Source organism: Arthrobacter sp. MMS24-S77 (assembly GCF_054888235.1).
Genome location: NZ_JBTZRN010000001.1, coordinates 2,300,422 through 2,324,229 on the forward strand (window position 1 = coordinate 2,300,422; position 23,808 = coordinate 2,324,229).

Annotated in this window: 23 protein-coding genes; 10 read left to right on the forward strand and 13 right to left on the reverse strand. The window is 64.3% G+C overall.

Annotated features, from left to right (window positions below):
• Positions 1-116 precede the first annotated feature (116 nt).
• Together ACX5I4_RS10495 and ACX5I4_RS10500 are read right to left on the reverse strand one after the other, a co-directional pair.
• Positions 117-1,115, reverse strand: coding sequence for a zinc-dependent alcohol dehydrogenase family protein (locus ACX5I4_RS10495; RefSeq protein WP_461836604.1), 999 nt, complete (start codon positions 1,113-1,115; stop codon positions 117-119).
• 214 nt (positions 1,116-1,329) lie between these two features.
• Positions 1,330-2,385, reverse strand: coding sequence for a zinc-dependent alcohol dehydrogenase family protein (locus tag ACX5I4_RS10500; protein WP_461836605.1), 1,056 nt, complete (start codon positions 2,383-2,385; stop codon positions 1,330-1,332).
• Between the two features lie 134 nt (positions 2,386-2,519).
• Here ACX5I4_RS10500 and ACX5I4_RS10505 point away from each other — a divergent pair, with 134 nt between their 5' ends.
• The 4 genes from ACX5I4_RS10505 to araA all read left to right on the forward strand — a co-directional run bounded on the left by ACX5I4_RS10505 (position 2,520) and on the right by araA (position 7,668).
• Positions 2,520-3,530, forward strand: a complete 1,011-nt coding sequence (locus tag ACX5I4_RS10505) for a LacI family DNA-binding transcriptional regulator (protein WP_461836606.1) — start codon at positions 2,520-2,522, stop codon at positions 3,528-3,530.
• Between the two features lie 112 nt (positions 3,531-3,642).
• Positions 3,643-5,367 carry a ribulokinase gene (gene araB / locus ACX5I4_RS10510; protein WP_461836607.1) on the forward strand — a complete coding sequence of 575 codons (1,725 nt, stop codon included), beginning with the start codon at positions 3,643-3,645 and terminating at the stop codon, positions 5,365-5,367.
• The gene (locus ACX5I4_RS10515) at positions 5,364-6,071 is read left to right on the forward strand and encodes an L-ribulose-5-phosphate 4-epimerase (protein ID WP_461836608.1); all 708 of its coding nucleotides are present in this window, start codon (positions 5,364-5,366) and stop codon (positions 6,069-6,071) included. The genes araB and ACX5I4_RS10515 overlap by 4 nt, the downstream gene beginning before the upstream one ends.
• 58 nt (positions 6,072-6,129) lie before the next feature.
• Positions 6,130-7,668, forward strand: coding sequence for an L-arabinose isomerase (gene araA, locus ACX5I4_RS10520; protein ID WP_461836609.1), 1,539 nt, complete (start codon positions 6,130-6,132; stop codon positions 7,666-7,668).
• A 61-nt stretch (positions 7,669-7,729) separates the two neighbouring features.
• Here araA and ACX5I4_RS10525 read toward each other — a convergent pair whose 3' ends face one another.
• Positions 7,730-7,954 carry a hypothetical protein gene (locus ACX5I4_RS10525; RefSeq protein WP_461836610.1) on the reverse strand — a complete coding sequence of 75 codons (225 nt, stop codon included), beginning with the start codon at positions 7,952-7,954 and terminating at the stop codon, positions 7,730-7,732.
• Between the two features lie 171 nt (positions 7,955-8,125).
• Here ACX5I4_RS10525 and ACX5I4_RS10530 point away from each other — a divergent pair, with 171 nt between their 5' ends.
• Positions 8,126-9,337 (forward strand): low temperature requirement protein A, encoded by a 1,212-nt coding sequence (locus tag ACX5I4_RS10530; protein WP_461836611.1) that lies wholly within the window; start codon positions 8,126-8,128, stop codon positions 9,335-9,337.
• Here the strand turns inward: ACX5I4_RS10530 and ACX5I4_RS10535 are convergent.
• From ACX5I4_RS10535 to ACX5I4_RS10550, 4 genes are all read right to left on the reverse strand, one after another.
• On the reverse strand, positions 9,327-10,736 hold the full coding sequence (locus tag ACX5I4_RS10535; RefSeq protein WP_461836612.1) for an aldehyde dehydrogenase family protein: 1,410 nt from the start codon (positions 10,734-10,736) through the stop codon (positions 9,327-9,329). The genes ACX5I4_RS10530 and ACX5I4_RS10535 overlap by 11 nt on opposite strands.
• A 168-nt stretch (positions 10,737-10,904) precedes the next feature.
• The gene (locus ACX5I4_RS10540) at positions 10,905-11,423 is read right to left on the reverse strand and encodes a hypothetical protein (protein ID WP_461836613.1); all 519 of its coding nucleotides are present in this window, start codon (positions 11,421-11,423) and stop codon (positions 10,905-10,907) included.
• Between the two features lie 31 nt (positions 11,424-11,454).
• Complete coding sequence (locus ACX5I4_RS10545; RefSeq protein WP_461836614.1) at positions 11,455-12,966, reverse strand: APC family permease; 1,512 nt, start codon at positions 12,964-12,966, stop codon at positions 11,455-11,457.
• On the reverse strand, positions 12,963-14,927 hold the full coding sequence (locus tag ACX5I4_RS10550; protein ID WP_461836615.1) for a primary-amine oxidase: 1,965 nt from the start codon (positions 14,925-14,927) through the stop codon (positions 12,963-12,965). The genes ACX5I4_RS10545 and ACX5I4_RS10550 overlap by 4 nt, the downstream gene beginning before the upstream one ends.
• 101 nt (positions 14,928-15,028) lie before the next feature.
• Between ACX5I4_RS10550 and ACX5I4_RS10555 the strand changes: the two genes are divergently transcribed.
• On the forward strand, positions 15,029-15,661 hold the full coding sequence (locus tag ACX5I4_RS10555) for a TetR/AcrR family transcriptional regulator (protein WP_461836616.1): 633 nt from the start codon (positions 15,029-15,031) through the stop codon (positions 15,659-15,661).
• Positions 15,662-15,707: 46 nt separating this feature from the next.
• Here ACX5I4_RS10555 and ACX5I4_RS10560 read toward each other — a convergent pair whose 3' ends face one another.
• The gene (locus ACX5I4_RS10560; RefSeq protein WP_461836617.1) at positions 15,708-16,724 is read right to left on the reverse strand and encodes a formylglycine-generating enzyme family protein; all 1,017 of its coding nucleotides are present in this window, start codon (positions 16,722-16,724) and stop codon (positions 15,708-15,710) included.
• Positions 16,725-16,831: 107 nt separating this feature from the next.
• Positions 16,832-17,614, reverse strand: coding sequence for a helix-turn-helix domain-containing protein (locus ACX5I4_RS10565; RefSeq protein WP_461836618.1), 783 nt, complete (start codon positions 17,612-17,614; stop codon positions 16,832-16,834).
• Here ACX5I4_RS10565 and ACX5I4_RS10570 point away from each other — a divergent pair.
• Complete coding sequence (locus ACX5I4_RS10570; RefSeq protein WP_461836619.1) at positions 17,497-18,432, forward strand: NAD(P)/FAD-dependent oxidoreductase; 936 nt, start codon at positions 17,497-17,499, stop codon at positions 18,430-18,432. The two genes, ACX5I4_RS10565 and ACX5I4_RS10570, sit on opposite strands and share 118 nt — an antisense overlap.
• A gap of 32 nt (positions 18,433-18,464) precedes the next feature.
• On the opposite strand, the gene ACX5I4_RS10575 is transcribed toward ACX5I4_RS10570, so the two are convergent.
• Entirely contained in the window at positions 18,465-18,692 is a 228-nt protein-coding gene (locus tag ACX5I4_RS10575) for a hypothetical protein (RefSeq protein ID WP_461836620.1), read from the reverse strand.
• 230 nt (positions 18,693-18,922) lie between these two features.
• Between ACX5I4_RS10575 and ACX5I4_RS10580 the strand changes: the two genes are divergently transcribed.
• Positions 18,923-20,374 carry an MFS transporter gene (locus ACX5I4_RS10580; RefSeq protein WP_461836621.1) on the forward strand — a complete coding sequence of 484 codons (1,452 nt, stop codon included), beginning with the start codon at positions 18,923-18,925 and terminating at the stop codon, positions 20,372-20,374.
• On the opposite strand, the gene ACX5I4_RS10585 is transcribed toward ACX5I4_RS10580, so the two are convergent.
• The 3 genes from ACX5I4_RS10585 to ACX5I4_RS10595 form a co-directional block, all read right to left on the reverse strand.
• On the reverse strand, positions 20,338-20,799 hold the full coding sequence (locus tag ACX5I4_RS10585; RefSeq protein WP_461836622.1) for an Hsp20/alpha crystallin family protein: 462 nt from the start codon (positions 20,797-20,799) through the stop codon (positions 20,338-20,340). The genes ACX5I4_RS10580 and ACX5I4_RS10585 overlap by 37 nt on opposite strands.
• A 390-nt stretch (positions 20,800-21,189) precedes the next feature.
• On the reverse strand, positions 21,190-21,873 hold the full coding sequence (locus ACX5I4_RS10590) for a hypothetical protein (protein WP_461836623.1): 684 nt from the start codon (positions 21,871-21,873) through the stop codon (positions 21,190-21,192).
• An 81-nt stretch (positions 21,874-21,954) separates the two neighbouring features.
• Positions 21,955-22,806 (reverse strand): alpha/beta hydrolase, encoded by an 852-nt coding sequence (locus tag ACX5I4_RS10595; protein WP_461836624.1) that lies wholly within the window; start codon positions 22,804-22,806, stop codon positions 21,955-21,957.
• 169 nt (positions 22,807-22,975) lie between these two features.
• Here ACX5I4_RS10595 and ACX5I4_RS10600 point away from each other — a divergent pair, with 169 nt between their 5' ends.
• Together ACX5I4_RS10600 and ACX5I4_RS10605 are read left to right on the forward strand one after the other, a co-directional pair.
• Positions 22,976-23,368 (forward strand): nuclear transport factor 2 family protein, encoded by a 393-nt coding sequence (locus tag ACX5I4_RS10600; RefSeq protein WP_461836625.1) that lies wholly within the window; start codon positions 22,976-22,978, stop codon positions 23,366-23,368.
• Positions 23,369-23,469: 101 nt separating this feature from the next.
• Positions 23,470-23,766, forward strand: a complete 297-nt coding sequence (locus ACX5I4_RS10605; RefSeq protein ID WP_461836626.1) for a hypothetical protein — start codon at positions 23,470-23,472, stop codon at positions 23,764-23,766.
• The last annotated feature ends 42 nt before the right edge of the window (positions 23,767-23,808 follow it).

Consider the following 23,808-nt stretch of genomic DNA (forward strand, 5'->3'; position numbering starts at 1 on the left):
ACGCGAAGTGTTGAAACGCTGAACAGCGGAATACCGACCGGCGGGCCGTTATCGGACCCGCCGATCGCCGTTTTTTTGCTCCGGCCTGCCCGTCTGTGATGGGGGACATGCGCAGTTCAGACCTTCAGGACGGCAGCTCCGGTAACACGGCTACCGGCCAAATCCCGGAGCGCCCGATCGGCCTGAGCCAACGGATACACCGTCGTGGTGGGAGCCAGCGGAATTTCCGCGGCCAGGGACCAGAACTCTTCGCCGTCTGCCCGGGTGTTGGCGGTGACACTGCGGAGCTGCCGCGCATAGAAGAGATCGGCAGAATAGTTCAAGGGCGGTATGTCACTCAGGTGGATGCCGGCAATCGCGAGGGTACCGCCCCGGTCCAATGCCTTGAGGGCGACAGGGACGAGGTCCCCGACCGGGGCAAAAAGTATCGCCGAGTCGAGGGGGCTGGGCGGGGAATCGTACGCGTCTCCCGCAAAGACGGCGCCCAGTTCACGCGCCAGTTCGCGGGCTGATTCCGAGCGGGTCATCACGTAGACCTGCGCTCCTTGGTGGCGCGCCATCTGCGCCGTGAGATGGGCGGATCCTCCGAAACCATAGATGCCCAGCCGGCCACCCTCCGGAACAGCGGCCCGTTTGAGCGCCCGGTACCCGATGATGCCGGAGCACAACAGTGGGGCCGCCTTCTCGTCTGAAAATTGCTCCGGAATCGTGTAGGCGAAGTCCTCGGAAACCGTGAGTTGTTCGGCATAGCCGCCGTCCCTGTCCCATCCGGTGAACGTGGGGGAGAGGCAGAGATTCTCGTCGCCACGGCGGCAATACGCGCAGCTCCCGCACGTTCCTCCAAGCCAAGCCACTCCGACCCTGTCGCCCGGATGGAACCTCGCGCACCCTTCGCCCGTGTCTCTGACTATTCCCACCACTTCATGGCCGGGCACTACGTCAGGCATCCGCGGCGCAAGATCGCCCTCGGCCAAGTGGAGATCTGTCCGGCAGACTCCGCAGGTTCGGACACTGACGAGCAGTTCCCGGGGCCCCGGCTGCGGATCGGGCCTTTCGCCCCAAACAAGTGGCCCTGTCGCAATCGGACCGGGTTCATGCACCCACCATGCGCGCATTAGTGCCTTGCCTCGCCTTGAAATTAGCTCTGATTCTCCGCGGTGGAGCCGGCGCTGGCGGCCCGCCGCTCCGCTTTCAGCAAGCGAAGGCCGCAGTGATCATTTGCTCACGCCTTTGGGTTCATTCGGCCTTGTATATGGATTCTCCCGCTGTTCCCGTGCGCACGCCACAGCCCCACCGCTCCGCAGGAATTTGCCGGTTCAACCCTACCGGTCAGGGGGTCAGAAGAACCTTGATTGCGCGCCGTTCGTCCATGGCTCGGTAAGCCTCGGGTGCTTCCTCGAGCGGCATCACCGTGTCGAAGACCCTGCCCGGATTGATGGTGCCGTCGAGTACGTCCGTAAGCAGTTCCGGGATATACGTACGGGCCGGGGCCATTCCGCCCGCAATCGAAATGTTCGTGTCGAACAGGTAGCGCAGCGGGGCTTCGGCGCCGCCCGTCGGGACACCGACAAAGCCGAGGGCGCCGCCCGGGCGGACGCTGTGCAGTGCCTGTTCCATGGATTCCTTGGTCCCGACGCACTCCAGCACGGAGTCCGCCAGGACCCCTCCCAGCAATTCGCGGACCATGGCGACCCCGTCTTCGCCACGTTCGGCGACGATGTCCGTAGCCCCGAACTCGCGGGCGATGGCCTGGCGGTCGGCGTGCCGGGACATGGCGACGATTCGCTCGGCGCCGAGCCGCTTCGCTGCGAGCACGCCGCAAAGCCCTACCGCGCCGTCGCCGACAACGACGACGGTCCTGCCGGGGCCGACCTTCGCTGCGAGGGCGGCGTGGTGGCCGGTGGCCATGACATCGGACAGCGTCAGCAGGCTGGCACGGAGCGCGTCGTCCGGCGCCGTGACGCCGGGAACCTTGACGAGGGTGGAGTCCGCGAGTGGTACCCTGACCGCCTGGCCCTGGCCGCCGTCGATCGCGTGGCCGCTATCATCCTTGCCGCCCCAGCCAGCCAAATGGTCGCAGGCCACCGTGACGCCATCCAAGCACTGCGGGCACTTGCCGCAGCTGACCACGAACGGGGCGATCACGAAGTCGCCGACCGCCAGAGTGGTGACATCCTCGCCAATGCTCTCCACATTCCCGATGAATTCATGCCCGATCGCTGACGGTTTGTGAGTGGGCTTGACGCCGCGGTACGGCCACAGGTCCGATCCGCAGACGCAGGAAGCGGTGACTTTGACGATGACGTCGGTGGGCAGCTGGACCGTCGGGTAGTTACGGTCTTCTACACGGATGTCGCCGGGGCCGTGGATGATGGTGGCGCGCATGGGGCTCCTCAAATGGTGGTTGTTGGGCTTGGATCGAGTCTATCCCCGGGACACCCGTGCCCCTCTGGCAGTTGAATCCGGCGTCGCCTGCGCCGCGTTCGTCGCTTCGCCTCTGCGTCGCGCAGAATAGCCCCATGACAAATAGCAGCGGGCGCTTGCCACGGCTTGAGGACGTGGCAGAGCGGGCGGGGGTCTCGCACCAGACCGTGTCCCGGGTGATCAACAACCACCCCAACGTCAGCAAGGGCACCCGGGAGCGGGTGGAGACGGCCATCGCCGAGTTGGGGTACCGGCGCAATACCGCTGCGCGGAGCCTCGTTACGCGGCGCTCCCAGACCATCGGCGTCTTGGCGAGCGAGCTCTCCCAATACGGTCCGGCCAACACGCTTCTTGGAGTTGAACAAGCGGCCAAGGATGCCGGCTACTTTGTCAGCATCGCGGCCCTGAGAACGGTCAGCCGGGAGGCCATTCTGGATGCGGTCCGGCATTTCCTGGACCAGTCCGTGGACGGGATCGTGGTGATTGTGCCTCATTCCGAAACCCTGCTGGCGTTGGCGGAAGTGAAGGCCGGGGTTCCTGTGGTGGCCGTTGGTTCGCTGGGCAACGCGGGTGTCGGCGGGGCCATGGTGGACCAGAGACGTGGCGCGGAACTGGCCGTCAGGCATTTGGTTGAGCAGGGGCATCGCCGGATCGGGCACGTGGCCGGCCCGCAGGACTGGATCGACGGGGTGGCCAGGGCCGAAGGGTGGAGCGAAGCCTTGCGGGCCGCGGGCCTTGAGGATGACTTGCTGGTGGAGGGGGACTGGAGCGCGGGCAGCGGCTATGACATCGGGAGGAAGCTCGCAGGCGAAAAGACTGCCACCGCGCTCTTCGTGGGCAATGACCAGATGGCATTGGGCTTGCTGCGTGCCTTCAACGAAGCAGGTGTCCGCGTGCCCGAGGACGTTTCGGTGGTGGGTTTCGATGACCAGCCAGAATCGGGCTATTTCACGCCGCCGCTGACCACTGTGCGCCAGGACTTCGAAGAACTCGGGCGACGCTGCATGGACCTCATGCTTGCCGCCATCGAGGATGGGGAAAGCGCTGGCGCCACCGTGGTTGAGCCTGAGTTGGTAATTCGCCGGAGTACGGCCGCCCCCGCCTGACGCATCCTTCTTGGCCGGTGGCCGGCTTGACGGCGCTGCCTTGACGTCCACATTGTTAGCGCTCACAATAGGTTCAGTCCGCAAAGCAGCGGCGTGGTTATTGGAGGACTTCATGGACGTCACAGCGGACGGCAACGAACAATATGTCATCGGCGTGGACTACGGCACGCTTTCGGGCCGGGCCGTGGTGGTGCGGGTCAGGGACGGCAAGGAGCTGGGAAGCGGCGTGTTCGACTACCCGCACGCGGTCATCACCGAGGCTTTGCCCAGCGATCTGGCGGGCGCGCCTGCTGGACCGGCTGTCCGCCTTCCCGGCGAATGGGCACTGCAGGTGCCGCAGGACTACCGGGACGTGTTGCGCCACGCGGTTCCGGCCGCGGTACGCGACGCCGGGGTCGATCCGGCCGCCGTCGTCGGGATCGCCACTGACTTCACGGCGTGCACAATGGTGCCGGTCAAGGCTGACGGTACGCCGCTGAGCGAACTCCCCGGTTTTGAGAACCGGCCGCACGCCTATGTGAAGCTGTGGCGCCACCACGCGGCCCAGGGGCAGGCTGACCGCATCAACGCACTCGCCGCCGATCTCGGCGAGATCTGGTTGCCGCGCTACGGGGGACTCATTTCCTCGGAGTGGGAGTTCGCCAAGGGACTCCAGCTCCTGGAGGAGGACCCGGAAGCCTATGCCGCCATGGACCACTGGGTGGAAGCCGCCGACTGGATCGTCTGGCAACTGTGCGGGAACTACGTCCGGAATGCCTGCACCGCAGGGTACAAGGGCATCTACCAGGACGGCGCCTACCCGTCCGTGGAATTCCTGGCCTCCCTGAACCCGGGCTTCAAGGACTTCGTCGACACCAAACTGGCCCACACCATTGGCCGCCTGGGTGACGCCGCGGGTTACCTGACTGCCGAAGCCGCCGGCTGGACCGGCCTCCCGGCCGGGATCGCCGTCGCGGTCGGGAATGTTGACGCCCACGTCACCGCGCCCGCCGCCCGGGCCGTGGAACCGGGACAGCTCGTCGCGATCATGGGCACCTCCACGTGCCACGTCATGAACGGCTCCGAGCTTCGTGAGGTGCCGGGCATGTGCGGAGTGGTCGACGGCGGGATCGTGGACGGGCTCTGGGGTTACGAGGCCGGCCAGTCCGGGGTGGGCGACATCTTCGGCTGGTTCACCAAGTACGGCGTGCCGCCCGAATATCATGCAGCTGCCGAAGCCGCGGGCCTGGGCATCCACGAATACCTCACCGAACTCGCCTCCACCCAGGAGATCGGTGAACACGGACTCATTGCCCTGGACTGGCACTCGGGGAACCGGTCCGTCCTGGTGGACCACGAACTCTCCGGAGTGATCGTGGGCCAGACCTTGGCAACCCGCCCGGAAGACATCTACCGGGCGCTGCTGGAGGCCACGGCCTTCGGCACCCGCACCATTGTGGATGCCTTCCGGGACGCGGGGGTGCCGGTGAAGGAATTCATCGTGGCCGGAGGGCTGCTGAAAAACACGCTATTGATGCAGATCTACGCCGATATCACGGGGCTGCCCCTCTCCACGATCGGCTCCACCCAGGGTCCCGCGCTGGGTTCGGCGATCCACGCCGCCGTCGCTGCGGGGGAGTATGCGGACATCCGGGAGGCCGCGGCCGCCATGGGATCCCGGCCCGGCGCCGTCTACACGCCGATCCCGGAAAACGTCGCAGCCTACGAAGGGCTGTTCCACGAATACCGGACCCTGCACGACTATTTCGGCAGGGGAGCGAACGAGGTCATGCACCGGCTCAAGAAGATTCAGCGAAATGCCACGCGAGCGCTTCTCACGGCAGGAGCCTCCGCATGAGCGCCCTGCTGGAGACGATTGCCCGGATCCGGGCCGAGGTGTGCGCGCTGCATGCCGAACTGACGCGTTACGAGCTGGTGGTCTGGACCGCGGGCAATGTCTCGGCCCGCGTTCCTGGCTACGAGTTGATGGTTATCAAACCGTCAGGGGTGTCCTACGATGCGCTGACCCCGGAGCTCATGGTGGTCACGGACCTGCACGGCACACCAGTTTGCGGTATCAACACCGGGAGCGGCGGCACTGTCGCGTGGGGCAACCCGGACCTCTCGCCGTCGTCGGACACCGCCGCGCACGCGTACGTTTACCGGAACATGCCCGACGTCGGCGGTGTCGTTCACACGCACTCCACCTACGCGACGGCGTGGGCCGCGCGCGGGGAGCCGATCCCGTGCGTGCTGACCATGATGGGCGACGAATTCGGTGGCACCATCCCGGTGGGGCCGTTCGCGCTGATCGGGGACGATTCGATTGGCCGCGGCATTGTGGAAACGCTCCGGGCCTCCCATTCACCGGCGGTCCTGATGCAGAACCACGGCCCGTTCACCATCGGCAAGGATGCCAGGTCCGCCGTCAAGGCCGCCGTGATGTGCGAGGAAGTGGCCCGCACGGTCCACATTTCCCGGCAGCTCGGTGAGCCGCTGCCCATCGACGCGGGCCAGATCGAGTCCCTCTACGACCGCTACCAGAACGTCTACGGCCGCTGACGCGCCCTGCACCAAGCCGCCAGACCTTCAACCCCCGAACCTTTCAAGGAGAACCCCCGTGTCCCACGCCCAGAACACCTCCAACGCCAACAACACCTCCCTCAAGCAGTACGAAGTCTGGTTCCTCACCGGAAGCCAGCACCTGTACGGCGAGGACGTCCTGAAGCAGGTCGCCGCGCAGTCCCAGGAGATCGCCGCCGCGCTGAACGCTTCCTCCGTTGTTCCGGTCAAGCTGGTCTGGAAGCCGGTGCTGACGGATTCGGACGCCATCCGGCGCACCGCGCTGGAAGCGAACGCCGACGACACCGTGATCGGCGTGACTGCCTGGATGCACACCTTCAGCCCCGCCAAAATGTGGATCCAGGGCCTGGACCTGCTCCGCAAGCCGCTCCTGCACCTGCACACCCAGGCGAACGTGGCCTTGCCGTGGGCGGACATCGACTTCGATTTCATGAACCTGAACCAAGCGGCCCACGGCGACCGTGAATTCGGCTACATCCAGTCCCGCCTCGGTGTGCCGCGGAAGACCGTCGTCGGGCATGTCTCCAACCCGGACGTCACGCGTCAGGTGGGCGCCTGGCAGCGGGCCGCGGCCGGCTGGGCCGCAGTACGCACCCTGAAGCTGACCCGCTTCGGTGACAACATGCGCAACGTGGCCGTCACCGAAGGGGACAAGACCGAAGCCGAGCTGCGCTTTGGCGTCTCGGTCAACACCTGGTCCGTGAACGAGCTCGCCGACGCCGTGCACGGCGCCCCGGAGTCCGACGTCGACGCCCTCGTCGCCGAGTACGAGCGCCTCTACGAGGTGGCACCTGAACTGCGCGCCGGAGGCGCCCGGCACGACTCGCTGCGCTACAGCGCACGAATCGAGCTCGGCCTCCGCAGCTTCCTGGAGGCCAACGGCTCGGCCGCGTTCACGACGTCGTTCGAGGACCTCGGCGCGCTGCGCCAGCTTCCGGGCATGGCCGTGCAGCGGCTCATGGCCGACGGCTATGGCTTCGGCGCCGAGGGCGACTGGAAGACCGCGATCCTGGTCCGGGCGGCCAAGGTCATGGGCGCTGGGCTGCCCGGCGGGGCCTCGCTCATGGAGGATTACACCTACCACCTGACCCCGGGTCAGGAGAAGATCCTCGGCGCGCACATGCTCGAGGTCTGCCCCTCCCTGACCGCCTGCAAGCCGCGCGTGGAGATCCACCCGCTGGGCATCGGCGGCAAAGAAGACCCCGTGCGTATGGTCTTCGATACCGACGCCGGCCCCGGCACCGTCGTCGCGCTCTCGGACATGCGCGACCGCTTCCGCCTCGTCGCGAACGCCGTCGACGTCGTCGACCTCGACGAACCCCTGCCGAACCTGCCCGTCGCCCGGGCTCTCTGGGAACCCAAGCCCGACTTCGCCACCTCCGCCGCCGCGTGGCTCACCGCAGGGGCCGCGCACCACACTGTCCTCTCCACGCAGGTCGGCATGGACGTGTTCGAGGACTTCGCCGAAATCGCCCAGACCGAGCTGCTTACCATCGACCACGGCACCACCATCAAGCAGTTCAAGAAGGAACTCGCCTGGAACGCCGCCTACTACAAACTCGCCGGCGGGCTATGAACGGCAACGAATTCCGACTGGACCCCTCCGGAAGGGGAGTTGGCATGTCCGGGGACCGGTCTTACATGAGCCACTGCACCGTGACGTTCATGGCTAGCAGGGCATTTGTCAGGGGCGCGAGTATCGAGTTGTCGGCCTCCATGCGGCGCAGCGTCTCCAGGAATTCATCCAGCTGAAGGGACGTGAACCCCCCGTCCCGGAGTTGCTGGAGAGCAAGCTCGGTATTTTCTTCCCGGGTGTTGCTGAACCGCGGATTGACCTCTGGCTGTACCGGTTCCGAATCCATGAGTTTTAGTCGTCCCCAACGTTCTCCCCGCGCGAAGGATGCTCCTCGCATCAAAAGTATTCCTGTATTGCAAATGCTACTATCTCGGCGCGGTCTTTTTCGTATCCTCGTGACATCACAGGGTGAACCGAAAGCAGACAGAGTCAGGCCCCGCAGCAATAGCATGGGTCAATGATGGATAAGTCGCCGGATTCTGGCGCGCTAACCCACCACGTGGCCCGGGACCCCGGCCGCGTGCACTGGATGGAGCTGTTCTTCGACCTCGTCTTCGTGGCCTTCGTCGGGCAGCTTGCCCATGGGATTCACGGCAATCCCGGGTGGGCCGAGTTCGGTACCTACGTCCTGCTCTTCTTCCCGGCTTGGTGGGCATGGGTGAACATCGTTTCCGTCGTCAACCTTCTGCCTGGGTTGTCCTCCCGGGCGCTGGGTGTCGCGATGCTCGCAGCCATGGCCGCGGCGAGTGTTATGGCGGCAGCCGCGCCGGGTGCTTTTGGCGAGCGGGCGTGGGCCTTTTCGCTGGCCAATGCTGCCATCCGCGTTGTCCTGTTGGTCTTGTGGTTGTATCAACACCGCGAAAACTCAGCTGAGACACCGTGGCGTATTTGGATCTACAACGGCGGCACGGCCGTCCTTTGGTTCATCGCGGCCTTCTTGCCACTCCATGTCGCCGTCGTCCTGTGGGCGACGGCCATCGTCGTGGAGGTTGGCATGATGGTGGTGAGCGCGCGCCTTTGGCCTGACCGCGGCATCGGCGGTATCAATATCGAACACGCTTCAGAGCGGCTTGGATTGTTCGTCATCATTGTCCTCGGCGAATCCGTCTTCACGATCGTCACTGAGGTCTCTGATGATTGGGGTCCGGGCGCCGGGATGGTTGGCGCGCTCGGATTCCTCATTGTTGCGTTCCTTGGCTGGGCGTTCTTCCAATACGGCACCGGGACGCTCACCTCGGGGCTTGAGCGCCTGCACGCTCGCTCGGACTTCGCAGGGATACTCCAGACCACGTTGTTCCTGCCGTTTCTCCTGGTGCTGGGAGTGACAGCGATCGCCGGCGCGATCGCGACTGCCATTCCAGCGCCATACGAGCACCTGCCTCTCGGTTCGGGGATCTCGCTCGGCGGAGGTCTAGCTCTCTTCTACGCGTGCAATGCAACCGTGTCGCTGCGCTACGGTCGGCCACCGCGCGCGGTGCTGCCATGGGCAGTGCCCGCCGTGGTGATCGCCGTACTGCTCATCCCGGCAAGCGCTGTGGTTTCCGGCGCCGTCGTCTTGGCGTTTGCCGTGATCGTCTTGCTTCTTGTCACGGCCTACGTGGAGATACGGAGGCGACGGCGGAGGAGTCCCCTACCTGCAGCCGCGCCTCCGTCACCGCCTAACCGTTGATGATCTGGGGTACTCCGAGCGCTTTGAGGCCTTCGACGCCGAATTCGAGGCCGTAGCCGGACTGCTTGGCCCCGCCGAAGGGAATGCGGGGGTCCACGGCGCCGTGCTTGTTGATCCAGACGGTTCCGGCCTGGATGCGTGCGGCTACTTCCCGGGCCTCGTCGAGGTTCGATGACCAGACCGAGGCGCCGAGTCCGACGTCGAGCGCGTTCGCCATGGCGACCGCCTCGTCGACGGTGCCGTAGCGGATGATCGGCAGCGCAGGGCCGAACTGTTCCTCGGCGACGAGCGGGTTGCTGTTGTCGATGTCGGACACGAGGGTGGTGGGGTAGAAGTTGCCGGGTTGATCAGGCTCGGGGTTGCCGCCGAGCAGGATCCGGGCGCCGGAGTCGCGTGCTGCGTCCACGAGCCGGGCGACGATGTCGTACTGCTGCCTGTTCTGCAGCGGACCGAGGACGTTGTTCTCGTCGAGGCCGACGCCCATGGGCATCGCTGCGGCGACCTTGGTGAGTTCGGAGCATACTGCCTCATACAGTGAGTCGTGGACGTAGAGGCGCTTCAGCGCCGCGCAAGTCTGGCCGGTGTTGATGAAGGCGCCCCAGAAGAGGCCTTCGGCGATCGCTGCAGGGTCGGCGTCGGGCAGGACGATGCCGGCGTCGTTGCCACCGAGCTCCAGGGTGAGGCGCTTGACGGTGTCCGCGGAGGATTTGATGATCGCCTTGCCGGTGGCGGTAGAGCCGGTGAACATGACCTTGCCGATCGCAGGGTGTTCGGCCAGCCGCGCGCCGACGTCGCGGCCGCCGGAGACCACAGTCAGGAGGCCTTCGGGAAGCTCCTCGTTGAGGACCTTGGCAAGGGCCAGCACGGACAGCGGGGTGTATTCGGAAGGCTTGACCACCACGGCGTTGCCCATGCGCAGGGCGGGGGCGATCTGCCAGATGGTGATCATCATGGGCCAGTTCCACGGGCCGATCGCGCCGACGACGCCGATGGGCCGGTAGTGCAGTTCGGCGCGGGTTTCGCCGTCGTCCACCACGGTTTCCGCCTCCAGCGCGGTGCCGGCGGCGGCGCGGAGCCACGCGGTGCAGGCGCCGACTTCGAAGCGGGCGTTGGGGCCGTTGAGTGGTTTGCCTTGCTCGCGGGAGAGCAGGTGGGCGAGTTCTTCGGCGGAGCGTTCGACGGCGTCGGCGGCCTTGAGGAGAGCGGCTGAGCGGGCGTCGTGGCCGGCCGCGGCCCATGCGGGTTGGGCGGCCTGGGCGGCGGCGATGGCGGACTCGAGGTCCTCGACGGTGTGTACGGGCGCCTGCCCGACGGCGGCGCCGGTGGCGGGATCGAAGATCGTCCGGGTCTCCCCGGAGGACGGGGTGATTGAGGCCAGGAGGGCGTCGTAGGTTTCCAAGGGTTTACTCCACTCTGAGTTGGTACTGCTCACCGGCCGGCGTGGCCGTGAGGTTGGTGTTGACTCTGCCTGCCCGACGGGAAGGCGTCTTGTGTATCCGGGAACGGCCGTTGACGTTGGGTGAACGGCTCCGGTGAAGTAGCGGTTTTCGCATGGGCGGCAAGGTCATCACAGGGCCATCAGGATCATCGCGCCCAACGCACCTGCCGAAGAAAGGGCTTCGACAGGTTCAAACGCGTGACTTCGGTGTCCGCGCCGGAGCGATCGGGCCGCCAAGATGACCGAGTAGGCGATGACTGCTACCGCGAGGGCTACCGCCAGGGCCGGGTTGGCTCCTCCAAGTCCCGAGTGTGCGTGGGCCTGGTGGAGCGAACCCGATGATGCCTGGGGAAGGGTTGTGACGAGGATGGCGAACATGGCCAGGATTGACATGGAGCGGTGTATTTCCATGCCGCCGCGGCGATCCTTGGGCAGGAGCACCAGCGGGAGCGGTGAAGTAAGGAGCAAAAACAGGCCCCAAACAACGCCCGGGAAGATGCCCGGCCCAACGGTTGTGTCCGCCATCGCCACGAGCATGAGTGCCATTGGGCCCCACTGGCTGAGGTTTTTGACCATGCCTTCGCGCAGCGGGCTCCAGATTCCGAGGGCGCAGCAGCCCAGCATGGCTATCGAAAGGATGGTGTGCATGAGGTTTGCCGATCATCAGTTCCGGTGCTGGTCAGTCTTCTTCGTCACCGAGGTGAACGGCCGCCGGCCCCTCTTCGCCGTGTCCGATCCGCCGATAAACGGCGGGGTTGCTCCGGCGGAGGCGGAATGCCCAGGCGACCCCCACCAATCCGGGCACTATGATCGTGGCCGGCAGGATGAACGTCAGGGCATTGGTCTCGTTCTGCCCCAGAAGTACGTTGAAGTTGATCACGATCAGAACGAAAATCACGGCCAGGAGCACGAACCCCAGGGCTGGGGCGATCATGCGGGTCCAGATTCCGGCGCCATGCCTGTTCTTGCGGAAGAATCCAATGACGGCCAGCGAAACAACGGTCATCAAGAGGACAAGTCCCATCGCGCCGTCGTTCGTCAGCCACGTGAACATGGTCAGGACCGGGTAGAGATCGCCCAGCGATGATCCGGTCCCCGCGATGGCGAACGCCACCGTGACCACGACGGCGATGACCGTCTGGGCGAGCGATCCGGCATACGGGGCGCCGCTATGCCGACGCACGGCCCCAAGCTTTCGGGAAAGGACCTGTTCGCGGCCGAGGGAGAAGAAGTAACGGGCGGCGGCGTTGTGGAAGCTGACCAGGGCCGCAAAGAGGCTCGTGACGAAGAGCAGGCGGGCCAGGTCGGCGAGAAGGACGCCGGTGTGGTCACTGAGGAAGCCGAACATCAGGTCCGGTCCTTGTTTTGCGGAAGCGTCCACCACCGCGGACGGGCCTGTTCCGACCGCCATCGCCCAGGAGGAAACAGCGTAGAACAGGGCGATGATGGCGACGGCGGTGTAGGTCGCCCGCGCGACAGTGTGTTTGGGGTCCTTGCTTTCCTCGCCGTAGATCGCAGCCGACTCGAATCCCATGAACGCCGCGATGCCGAAGGAGAGGACCGCGCCGACGCCCGGCACAAAGAGACTTTCCGGGCTAAGGGGTGCTCCGCTCACTCCTTCCGGGGCCACCGCAAAGGAGACGACGTCGTAAACGATCACCACGAGGAACTCCAGGCCGACAAGCACCCCGAGGACCTTGGCCGAGAGGTCAACCCGGTTCACTCCCAGCACCGCGACGACGGCGATGCAGACCAGGACCGGAATCCACCAAGGGACAGTGGCACCGAAGCGTTCGTTGATCAGGCTCGAGACGGTGAAACCGAACAGGCCGTAAATGCCGACCTGCATCAGGTTGTAGGCCATGAGCGCCACCATGGAGACACCGACGCCAACAGGCCGCGAGATGCCCTGCGCTACGTAGGAATAGAAGGCGCCGGCGTTGACCACATACCGGCTCATCGCCGCGTAACCGACGGCGAACACAGCGAGCGTTGCCCCGAGCAGCAGGAAGGAGAGCGGTACGCCGGTGACCCCGGTGACTGCGAACGTTGTGGTCACCCCACCGGCGAGGACGGTGAGCGGTGCTGACGCGGCGATGATCATGAAGGTCACCGCCGGGACGCCGAGGCGGCGCCGATGATGATGCGGGTGGGCCACCTCGGTGGACTCTTTGCCGGTTGTCATGCTCATTTTTGTGCCTCCATATGGCAGTGGCCGCCTTCAGCGGGCTTCGACGCGGGGACATCGAGGACGGGGCTACGGTCGAAGAAGCCTTCAGGGCGGAGCTTGAAGCCCACCGTGTCCACGGGCATGATCGGCCAGTCCTCCGGACGGGGGAAGTGGGTCAGCCCGAAGGTGTGCCACACCACGATGTCCTGTCCGTCGATGTCCCTGTCACGGGCAACGTAGGACGGCAGGCCGGCTCCTCCGGAGTGTTGGTTGACGAAGTCGCCGCTGGGGTAGCGCTCGGCCTCGTCGTGGCGGGTCACCCACAGGTCCTTGGTAGCGAATGCGGCACGCCGGGCGATGGATGATTCAGGGTCGGCCAAGAGCATCGGGTGCCCCTGGCCATGGAGCTTGTACCCCACAGGTTCGCCCAGGCGGTTGAGGGATTCGGGATTCGAGATGATCCACGCCCGCCCGGCCGCCATGTTGGACTCCCGCACGGCCTCCGATTCGTGCTTTAGGACAGTACGACGGCGGGTGAAGGCATTGCCGCGTTCGTTCCCTTCGCCCATCGGCACCCGGATCGCGTCCTCTTCTTCGACGCGGTTCGTGAGTCCGTCGATGGCAAAGTCCAGACGGGCGCTGAAGAGGTGCTGGTGGAAGGGAGCCCCAAGCCCTGGGGCGAGCTCCGAGGCGTAGGGGTAGCCCTTCCCGGGGTGGGCGCTGGTGAAGACGACGCCGGTGGCCTTGGCTTCGAACTCGATGGTGCCGTCGAGGTAGAGGTACCAGTAGAAGCCGTAGTCGTAGTTGCCAATGGTGGTGAAGAAGCTGATGACCAGGCGGCGGTTCCGGCGCGTATAGTTCACGCCGCTCCAGAGGTCGCTGTGCTTGGCGAGGATGCTCCAGTCCTCTTCGTGCATGCAGATGCCGTTGCGGATTTCCCGCGGGCGGCCGAAGGCGTCGCTGACTACGGGGCTAAGGTAGGTGATTTCGCCGAGGCAATCGCAGCCGAGTTCCAGTGAGTTGGCGTATTGGCCCACCAGGTATTCGCCCGTATCGAAGTAGTTCTGCCAGGAGCGCACGGGGGAGGGATCCCCGTAAGGAACCACCATTTCGGCGATGGAAGCGCGCTTGAGGATGCTGCGGCGGCGATCGACGTCGTCGAACGCCACATTGTGCAGGACGACGCCCTCCCGGACATCGAAACCGATGTCGAGGCTCCACTTTTCCCACTCGACGTGGTTTCCGCCCTGGACCGTGAAGCTCGAACCGTCCGGCTGGGTGATGTGGATCGGGTTCTGGGTGGTGCGCATCGGTCCGGTCAGCTCAGGGTCCGTAAAGTTGCCGTGCTCCTCCGGGACCGGAACAGGCCCGAAGTCCAAGACCTTGTCAACGGTCTTGCTCACGACGTCGACGTAGGCAACCAGCCCGTCCACCGGATGCGCCCAGGCGCTGTCTTCCGGGAAATCCTGAACGAAAGCCAGGCCGCGCAGGATCCGGCGGCCCTTCTCTTCCGGGTATTCGAAGACCCCGGCGGACAGGGGAGCGACCCTGACCTTGGTGACATCGAGGTTCCGGTCGGACAGGGCCTTGAGCCACCGTTCGTCCTGGCCGAGGACTTCTTCAACCACTTCGAACTCCTCTTCGATGACTGGAAGCTCGCCCGTCACGGACGTGTCCAGTTCCACCTTCGAGACGACTTCCCGATGCGTCACAGAGACCACAACGTCCTGTGCCGCTCCCGATGAGACGTCGTGCAGGAACGCCCTGAACCTGCGATCCGGGTTTTCCGGATCGCGCGTCTCCGAATCGCGCGGGGGATCAAGCAGTCCAAGATAAGCGACCCTGATGGATTCACCGAAGAGTCCGGCATCGGCCAGGATGCTTCTGATCGCAGTGATGTCTTCGGCGCTGGTCATTGCATAAGGAGACAGTCCGGCGAACGCGGCCTTTTCGGCGATTTCTGGAGAGGAAGTTGTGCTCATGGAAGGCCTTCGTAGTTGACGGGTTTATTTTCTATGTGTGTAGAGAATAGCATCGTGTAATCTGAGTCACAACGGTTGTAGAAAAAAGATTTGGGGAACGCGTGCCGAAGATCGTAGACCACGACAAGCGCCGGGTGGAGCTCGTCGAAGCCACCTGGCGGATCATCGCGAAGAGGGGGATCGAGGGGGCGACAATGCGCGAAATTGCCCTGGAAGCAGGCTTTGCCAACGGCGCGCTCAAGCCCTATTTTCCGACGAAGGACGATCTGCTGACGTTTGCGTTCGCCCACGTTTTCAACCAGACGAACGCCCGAATGGGCACCTCCACTGCCAGCCAGCGCGGACTATCTGCGTTACGTAGCTATTGCCACGAAATCCTGCCCCTGGATGCCGAGAGGCTCAACGAGGCGCGAATCGCCATCGCGTTCTGGCAGCGCGCGCTCACGGACCCGGCGAAGGCGGCCTTGCATGATTCTTCGATGGAGCAATGGCGTGAGTCGCTTTTCGCCAGGCTCGGTGAAGCCAGGGACCTCGGCGAGCTGAAGGAAGGGCTGAACGACGACGACATCGTTGGCGGGATCATGACGTTCGCGCTGGGTGCGCAGATCACGGCTACCCTCACCCCCGAACATCACTCGCCTGATCAGTTGCGGTCCCAACTGGAGACCTACATCTCGCTCATTTCATCCGAAAGGAGCGCACTCGTTCCGGCTGTCGGATCGAACAAGCTCTGATGAGGACGGGCGGCTTCCTGAGCGGCTGTTGGGTGGGCACCGGGCGTTACGCGACCGCCACTGTGCGGAATCCGCAGTTGCCGGACGAGGATTCGGGAGTGTTGGAGGTCCTGGCCGCAACGCGATAGCGGTTGCAGTACGAGTCGTGGCAGAGGTACGACCCGCCACGCATGACGCGGCCTGCGCCGATGGTGGGGCCTTGGGGATTGTGGCCGGGGGAGTTGCGGTAGTACTTGGGCAAGAACCAGTCCGCGCACCATTCCCACACGTTCCCGGCTACTTCGTAGAGTCCGTAGCCGTTGGGCGGGAACGTTTTCACGGGGGCGCTGCCCAGGTGGCCGTCCTCTTCCGTGTTCAGGACCGGGAAGGTTCCTTGCCAGATGTTGCAGTGGTGTTCGCCTTCGGGCGTGAGCTCGTCACCCCAGGCGTAGCGTTTCCCGGCGAGCCCGCCGCGGGCTGCATACTCCCATTCGGCTTCGGTGGGTAGGCGGCGCCCGGCCCAGGCGCAGTACGCCAAAGCGTCGTGGTGGGAGACGTGCACCACCGGGTGCTCCGGCGTCGTGCTCCAGTGTGAATCCGGTCCGGCCGGGTGGGCCCAGTCGGCGCCGCGTACATTCAACCACCACGGCGCCCCGGCGGACGCCCCGAGGATCTCGCTCTCGGGTGCCTTCACGAGCAGATGGAACACCGCCGAGGTCCCGTACTGCTCCGCTTCGGTGCGGTAAGCGGTGTCCTGGACGAAGGCGGCGAACATCCGGTTGGTGACGGCCGTCGCGTCGATCCGGAACGCGTCCAGGCGCACCTCATGCACGGGGTCCTCGCCATCGGCCGGATAGCCCTCGCCGAAAGCGTCGCCCATGGCAAACACGCCTCCGGGAATCAGCACGTCCTCGTGCAGGGCGGGCGAAGCTCCCGTGGAGGCGCCGCCGTTGACGGCGACGGCGGCTACCGGAAGCGAGCGCCCGACGTCGGCCCGTGCCGCGGCGTTGACCGGGTCAGGCGCGCGCGGCGTGGCACAACAGCTGCTGCCTGTCGCGCCGTGTGTTCCGTTGTCCTCGATCATGCTGGTCTTTCTTGTTCGAGCGGCGCCATGTCTACGGAGCCATCATAGAGCCAGGCCGGCTTCACGCCCTCAAGCCGCGTCCGCCGTGGCTGCCGATGCTGGAGTCGCTATGCTTGGCGGGACTTGGCGCGAACGTGCATCCGTTCGCCCTGCCCGCCGAACAGACTGAGGACCTCTGCCGGCTGATTGCCGGCGCTGCCAAACCAGTGGGGTACACGGGTGTCGAACTCCGCCACTTCACCGGGACCGAGGACCATGTCGTGGTCGCCGAGGACAAGGCGCATACGGCCCGCGAGCACATACAGCCATTCGTACCCTTCGTGGGTCCTTGGCTCCGGGTCGACTTTCGCGGCGGGGATGACGATCTTCCAGGCCTGGAGGCCGCCCGGTTGCCTGGTCAGGGGGACGACGGTCCGTCCATTCGCCCGCCGAGGCTTCAGGCGGATTCGGGGGTCTCCGACTTCGGGAGCGCCGACCAGATCGTCGAGGGGCACGTGATACGCCTGCGCAAGTGGGAGGAGCAGCTCAAGGCTTGGTCGCCGCTGTCCTGTTTCCAGACGGGACAAGGTACTTTTCGAGATCCCGGTTGTTTCCGCGAGGCTCGTGAGGGTCACACCTCGTTGCATTCGTAGCCGTTTCAACCTGGCTCCGACCTGGCCAAGCGTAGCCGCGATCACGGTTGTTGTATCTTCCACCTCTCCATCCAACGCCGGTTTCCCAGAAACAGCAACGTTTGTTGGCAAAACCGGGACAACCAGAAAGCCTTGAGGACATGAGCAACTATGACTATGACGTAGTGGTAATCGGCGGCGGGGCGGCCGGGCTGTCCGCGGCCCTGGTCTTGTCCCGCGCCCGGCGCAAGGTCCTCGTGGTGGACTCCGGGGCACCACGAAACGGCCCAGCCCAACACATCCAGGGGTTCTTGTCCAGGGACGGATTGCCGCCCGGGGAGTTGTTGGCGCTCGGGCGTGCCGAAGTGAAGGGCTACGGTGGCGAGATCCATGAAGGGACTGTCACGGAACTCGTGAAGGGCGGGACTTCCGGCTTTTGGGTTCAGATGGCAGACAATCAGCGGGTCTTTGCCCGTCGACTGCTCGTCGCCACAGGCCTGCGCGATGAATTGCCCGATGTTCCAGGTTTGGCTGACAGGTGGGCGCGCGACGTCCTGCATTGCCCGTACTGCCATGGCTATGAGGTGCGCAACAAGCAGCTTGGCGTTCTGGGCCTTTCCCCTGACGCTGTCCGCTATGCGCAGATCGTCCGGCAGTGGTCCGACGACGTCGTGTTTTTCGCACCTCACGGAACCTTGACTGCCGCTCAGCGCTCGGAGATGGTCGCGCGAGCGATCGGAATCGTCGAAGGAACGGTCAAGCAGATCCTTGTTGAGGAGGACCACCTGAGTGGTGTCGAGATGGAGGACGGCCGCACCATCCCACGGGGCGCTCTCTTCGTACCGCCGCGCTTCATCCCCAACAACGATCTCCTTGTCCGGCTCGGCTGTGAAATGGACGAAACCGGCTGGCCGGTGAAGGACGGCAACGGACAGACCAGTGTCTCCGGGGTGTGGGTAGCGGGCAATCTGGGCAACCCGCGCGCCCAACTCATTACCGCCGCCGGCGAAGGATCCGCGGCAGCCATAGCCATGAATGCCGATCTGGTAGGCCAGGACGTCCAGGAAGCAGTCCGCTCCTTCAACCTGGGCTACTGACGCAAGTACGGAATCATGGGTTGGCGGGCCCGTTACTTCGGCCGGGCGTCGGCTCTTTCGGCCTGGGTCCGGATGAAGCTCAGGTCCTCGGGGGAGAGGCTGGCTTGGCTATGCTGGTCGGCGTCAGGGGTGACGCCCGTTTCTTGGTGAATTATTTCCGTGATGGTGCGGGGTAGAACAACGCACCCCGGGTTGTCGGTGAGCCACCGTCGCGTTTCGGGACTGAGCCTGTCCCAGTGGTTCCTGATGTTCATCTCCATGGATGACGCCTAACTGAGTAGGTACGGAACAATATGCCGGCTGAAGCCGGTGCCGGAAGCGTAATTAGAATACTCCGGGGCTTGGGGGAATGACAGGGCCGCCCGATAGCAGATCAGTACCCGTTGATCCGTTCCGGTAGACCTCGGAGGCTTGCCGGATCTCGTCGTTGCGTCCCGCCAAGGATGCGCCTAGCGTGATCAGACAGGGGAGCCGCACGATGGGTCATGAGATGACAACTCCAACCGAAGGCATCGGCTTCCGTTCCCAACGTGGACCGGTGCTGATAGCCCTGATGCTGTCGAGCGGGCTCGTCGCGATCGACTCCACGATCGTGGCGACCGCCGTGCCTTCGATTGTGCGTGAAATCGGAGGTTTCTCTTCGTTCCCTTGGCTCTTTTCCGCTTATTTGCTTGCGCAGGCCGTCTCGGTTCCCGTTTACGCGAAACTCTCGGATATGGCAGGCCGCAAACCGATCATCCTCACAGGCATTGGCCTCTTCCTGCTCGGCTCGATCCTCTGCGGGTTGGCGTGGAGCATGCCGACGCTCATCGCGTTCCGCGTCGTGCAAGGGCTGGGTGCCGGCGCGGTGTTGCCCGTTGCCATTACGATCGCCGGAGATATCTACTCCCTGGCTGAGCGCGCGAAGGTACAGGGCTACCTCGCCAGTGTGTGGGCGGTCTCGTCTGTCGTGGGCCCCACCCTGGGAGGGGTGTTCTCCACGCTGGGACTTTGGCGCGGAATTTTTCTTGTCAACATTCCACTGTGCCTCGTGGCTGCGTGGATGCTGGTTCGAAGGTTCCACGAGAACATCGATCGCATAAAGCACCGGGTCGACTACCTCGGAGCCGCTCTTCTCACGACGTCTTTGACCCTGATTATCCTCGGAGCCCTGGAGGGCGGCCAGGCGTGGGCCTGGGCCTCTCCGATCAGCGTCGCCGTGTTCATCATTGGTTCAGTCTTGTTCGTTGCCTTCGTCCTTGTCGAGCGGCGAGCGGCCGAGCCCGTCCTTCCACCCTGGGTCGTCTCGAGGCGCCTTCTCGTTACTACGACGTTGATTTCCTTCGGCGCCGGAGCAATAGTGCTCGGACTTACCTCCTACGTTCCGACCTTCCTCCAAGGAGCGCTTTCGGTCTCCCCGGTTCTGGCGGGCCTTTCCTTGGCCGCCCTGACACTCGGTTGGCCGATCAGTGCCTCGCAATCGGGGCGTTTCTACCTTCGAATTGGATTCCGGGCAACAGCTTTGATCGGGATCACGGTCACACTCATTGGTGCGCTGGCCCTCGCCGTCACGGCCTATACGCCGAACCTTGTCCTCGTCGCTGCCAGCTGCTTTGTCTCCGGGCTCGGACTCGGGCTCCTCGCAACCCCGAGCCTGATAGCTGCCCAGTCCAGTGTCGATTGGAACGAACGCGGAGTAGTGACAGGCACTAATCTCTTTGCGCGTTCCATTGGCAGCTCCCTAGGCGTTGCCGTCTTCGGGGCCGTGGCAAATGCAATCTACGCTGGCAGCCCCGGCGGCGAGAAGAATCCGCAGACGATCGTGTCCGCCTCCGCTGCGGTATTTCTTGCGGTGCTTGTCTGCGCCGCGCTCACCGTCGTCGCGGTCCTCGTCATGCCGTCCACAGTCCTTGAGGATTTTCATCCTCAGGTGACCAAGTTTTTCGGCTCCTCTGGCGACTGATTGGCTTCGCGGCCACCCGGACGGACAACGCGGATTTTCGTGGTGGGGGACTCCGACTGTTCGGGTAGCTGGATGCGGATTTCGAGGACACCGTCCTCGTAGGTGGCCACGATGCCGTCCTGGCTCACACCCCTGCGAAGCGGGACGCTGCGCGAGCGTTCGCCGTAGCGAAGCTCGCTGCGGTAACCCTTCTTGGCTACGTGGTCCGCGTTCTCCTCCCTCCGCGCCTGGATGTGGAGAGAGTCGTCGGAGACGCTGATGTCGACGTCAGTCTCTGGATCGATTCCCGGCAGATCCACCCTGATGACGAGGATGTCCCCTTCTTGGTATTGCTCGATGCGAAGCGAAGGGTCGGATTCGCCTTGAAGGAAACGTCGGACGGGCTCCGGGACTTCGAGTCCGCCGCGTCGGAGAAAGTTGTCCATGCTGACCTCCTGATAGGTGCCGACTGGCAACCAATGCGGGTCTCTCTGATGAGAAAAAAGCTACGCCGAGCATGCCCGCGTGGCTAGTCCTTGGGCGTGTCTTGACGTCCGGTCTGGACGGCCGGAAACTGGGCATAGGAGGCGCGCCGTGGGCAATTTACCGTGGTTATTCGTGCTGCTCATCCCGTCGCTGGGTTTCATCCTCTTCCTGGTCTACGTAAACATTCGTCTGTCGCGCAGGCGGAAAGCTCTTGGGCTACCCCCTTTGGGCCTGACTCCACGTCGTGCCAAGACTCGCCACCGGAAGCATCACAAGTACGTGATAATTCATCGCCTCAAACACTGACGGGGAGCAGGTAGGACGCTCGGCCGCTAGTCGTAGCGAGCTTGTCAGCTTTGATGGAAGTCGGGGGCCTTTGGAGCATCGAGTATGCCGGCGACTTTCTCTTCCAAAGCTGCGATGGTTGCTTCGGGCAGGACAATCAGCCCATCCAATTCGCGCCGGGCTCGCCTGTACGCCGTCTGACGCTCTGCCGGCGTCGCTGCACTGTCCGAAGCGATCCTGAGCAGCTTCCTGGCGGTCGCCAGCCGCTGGCGCTCGGGCTCGGAAAAATTGCTGTCTTTGACACGTTTGGCTTCCCGCTCGGCTACATCGAACGCCAGTTCAAAGCTGCGCACGGCCGCGCGGTATTCCGCCAACTGTGCCGCCGTCGTAATGTCGCCGGGTGCCGCAGGGCGTAAACCGTCCGCTTCCCGTTTGGCCCGGAGAAAGGCCACCGTGAGCGGTTCGCGCACATCGGACATGACCGGAAAATCAATGAGTTTTCCCACGTCAAGTTCGTATTCCAGCCATCGCCGGTTCACCGTGTCGTGAGCCCCCTGCAGCCGGAGGACCTCAGCCTGGCTGGCCTGCTCCGCCTGCGCCGTTTGGTTCTGGAGCCGGTAGAGCTCCACCCGACGGCGATGCCGCCGTTCGCTGGCCCTTGACCAGGACCGCGCCCATCCGCCGGCCAAACCGCTCAGGGGAAAGACCAGCCACCAGTAGTGGCTGAGAAAATCGAAGAAGGGATTCACCGCTTCATCGTCCCACCGGCCCGGACCCGTCTCAAGGGGACAACGCCGGTAAGGACACACGCGAGGCCGCGGCTCTGGAGACTAACCGATCTTCCGAAGCCAGTCGCTGAGGATGGGCAGGACCACCGAGCTGCGCATCGCGCTGATGTGGTCGAGGCCGGGAAGTACCAGGACATCCCAACCGGCCTCAATGAGGCCTTGCTCGTGCACTGCAAGGGGCTCACCGATCTCTACCCGGACATTGCCCCATGCGGGTCCGTAATCGATCCGGTCGTCCGCGCCGGCGAACACGAGCCTCGGCAAATCCCGCGGGACCGCGGCGGAGGAATCGTCGAAGTCCTGGAGGGCCTCGTAGAGGGTGACGAACTGACGGGTTTGTGCCTCATTCGTTTGGACCGGCACCGCATCCCAGTCTCCGGGTTCCGCCGCAGTGGCGGGCGAAGGAACCTGGTTGCCGGATTGTGTGGCCATCGAGTGCGCTGCCCGGGTGACCGCCAGCATGCTCTCGTAGGGTCCATCGCGCGGCGGGTATCCGCCCATGGCCAGTGCCCAAAGGCGGTCCGTGCGGATAGCGAGTTGCAAGCCGCAGAGCGCCAGCCATGAATAACCGTAGTAGGCGAAGGTGCGGGCCTCAGCGGCGTCGGCGATGGCCAAGAAATCTGCGGAGACATTCCCAGGCGTGAGGCTGTCCGGTGCAGGGTGTGCCATGCGATGTGCTTCGTAATCGGCAACGACGACCCGGTTTGATTGCGCAAGACCGTTGACCAAGTTGGGTCCCAGATCTGGATCAGCGCCCCACCGCCGCATTGTGTCGGCTTCCTCGGGCAGATAGGGAGCAAAGCGTGCCGGGACTATCAGCGCACGCCCGTTTCCGTGGATGGTTATGGGGATCGTCGAGCCGTCGTGAAGAACGGCCTCAGCAGTGTCAATCACAGCTTGCCCTCCATACGAGTTCGTTGTGATTAAGCTTGCCACTGAACCACCGCTTGCAGCCCTCGGACGGAGTGCCCGGGCTTGCCGAATCCCATCGACAGGCACCCGGGCCAGGAATAGCCTTAAGCCGTCCCATTGACCGACGAGGATGACGGAGAGGTATTCTGACATGGGAGCTACAGAAAACGCTGAATTGGTCCGGCGGGGGTACGAGGCCTTTAACGCAGGTGATCTGGCGGCACTCAGCGAGTTGTTCGCGGAGGACGCAGTCTGGTACGCAGCTGGAAGTGGCGTGCTGTCCGGGACGAAACAAGGACGCGACGCCATCCTGGCCTACTTCGGCGAGCTGGGAGCGCGTTCGCAAGGTTCCTTCCAAGCGATGGTCCAGGACATCGTCGGCGGAGAAAACCATACGGTGGGGCTCCAGCAAAGCCACGCTGAAAGCGACGGAAAAACCCTGGATGTTGCAACTGCCATCTCCTTCGTACTCCGCGACGGAAAGGTTGTCGAGGGACGGGAGTTCTTCGAGGACACGGCCAAGGCAGACGAATTCTGGACCTGAGTCCAGGACTTTGATCCCGACGGCGAAAACGCCTTGACATCCCGGATGGCGAGGTCTATTGCTTGGCATGTCCACCCGTCTAGACCATTCAAGGAGCAGATATGGACGCCGCACCATACGGAGTTGTGCACTTCTTCCCAGGAGGTACCAAGGATCAATACGAGGCCTCAATTGCCGCTGTTCACCCGGGCGAGGGGCTCCTGCCCGACGGTCAGACTTTCCACGCCGCAGGCCCGTCGGCAGGCGGTTGGACGATCATGGCAGTCCACGAGTCGAAAGAGAGCTGGGAGAAATTCCGCGATGGCATTCTCATGCCCCGAATGCAGGCGGGCATCGAGGGCGGTTTCACCTCGCCCCCGGAAGAGACCGTCGTCGATCTCTACAAGGTCATGCCCTAGATATTCGGGAGGCCGCCCAAAGGTCTGGAGGGCGGCCTCCCA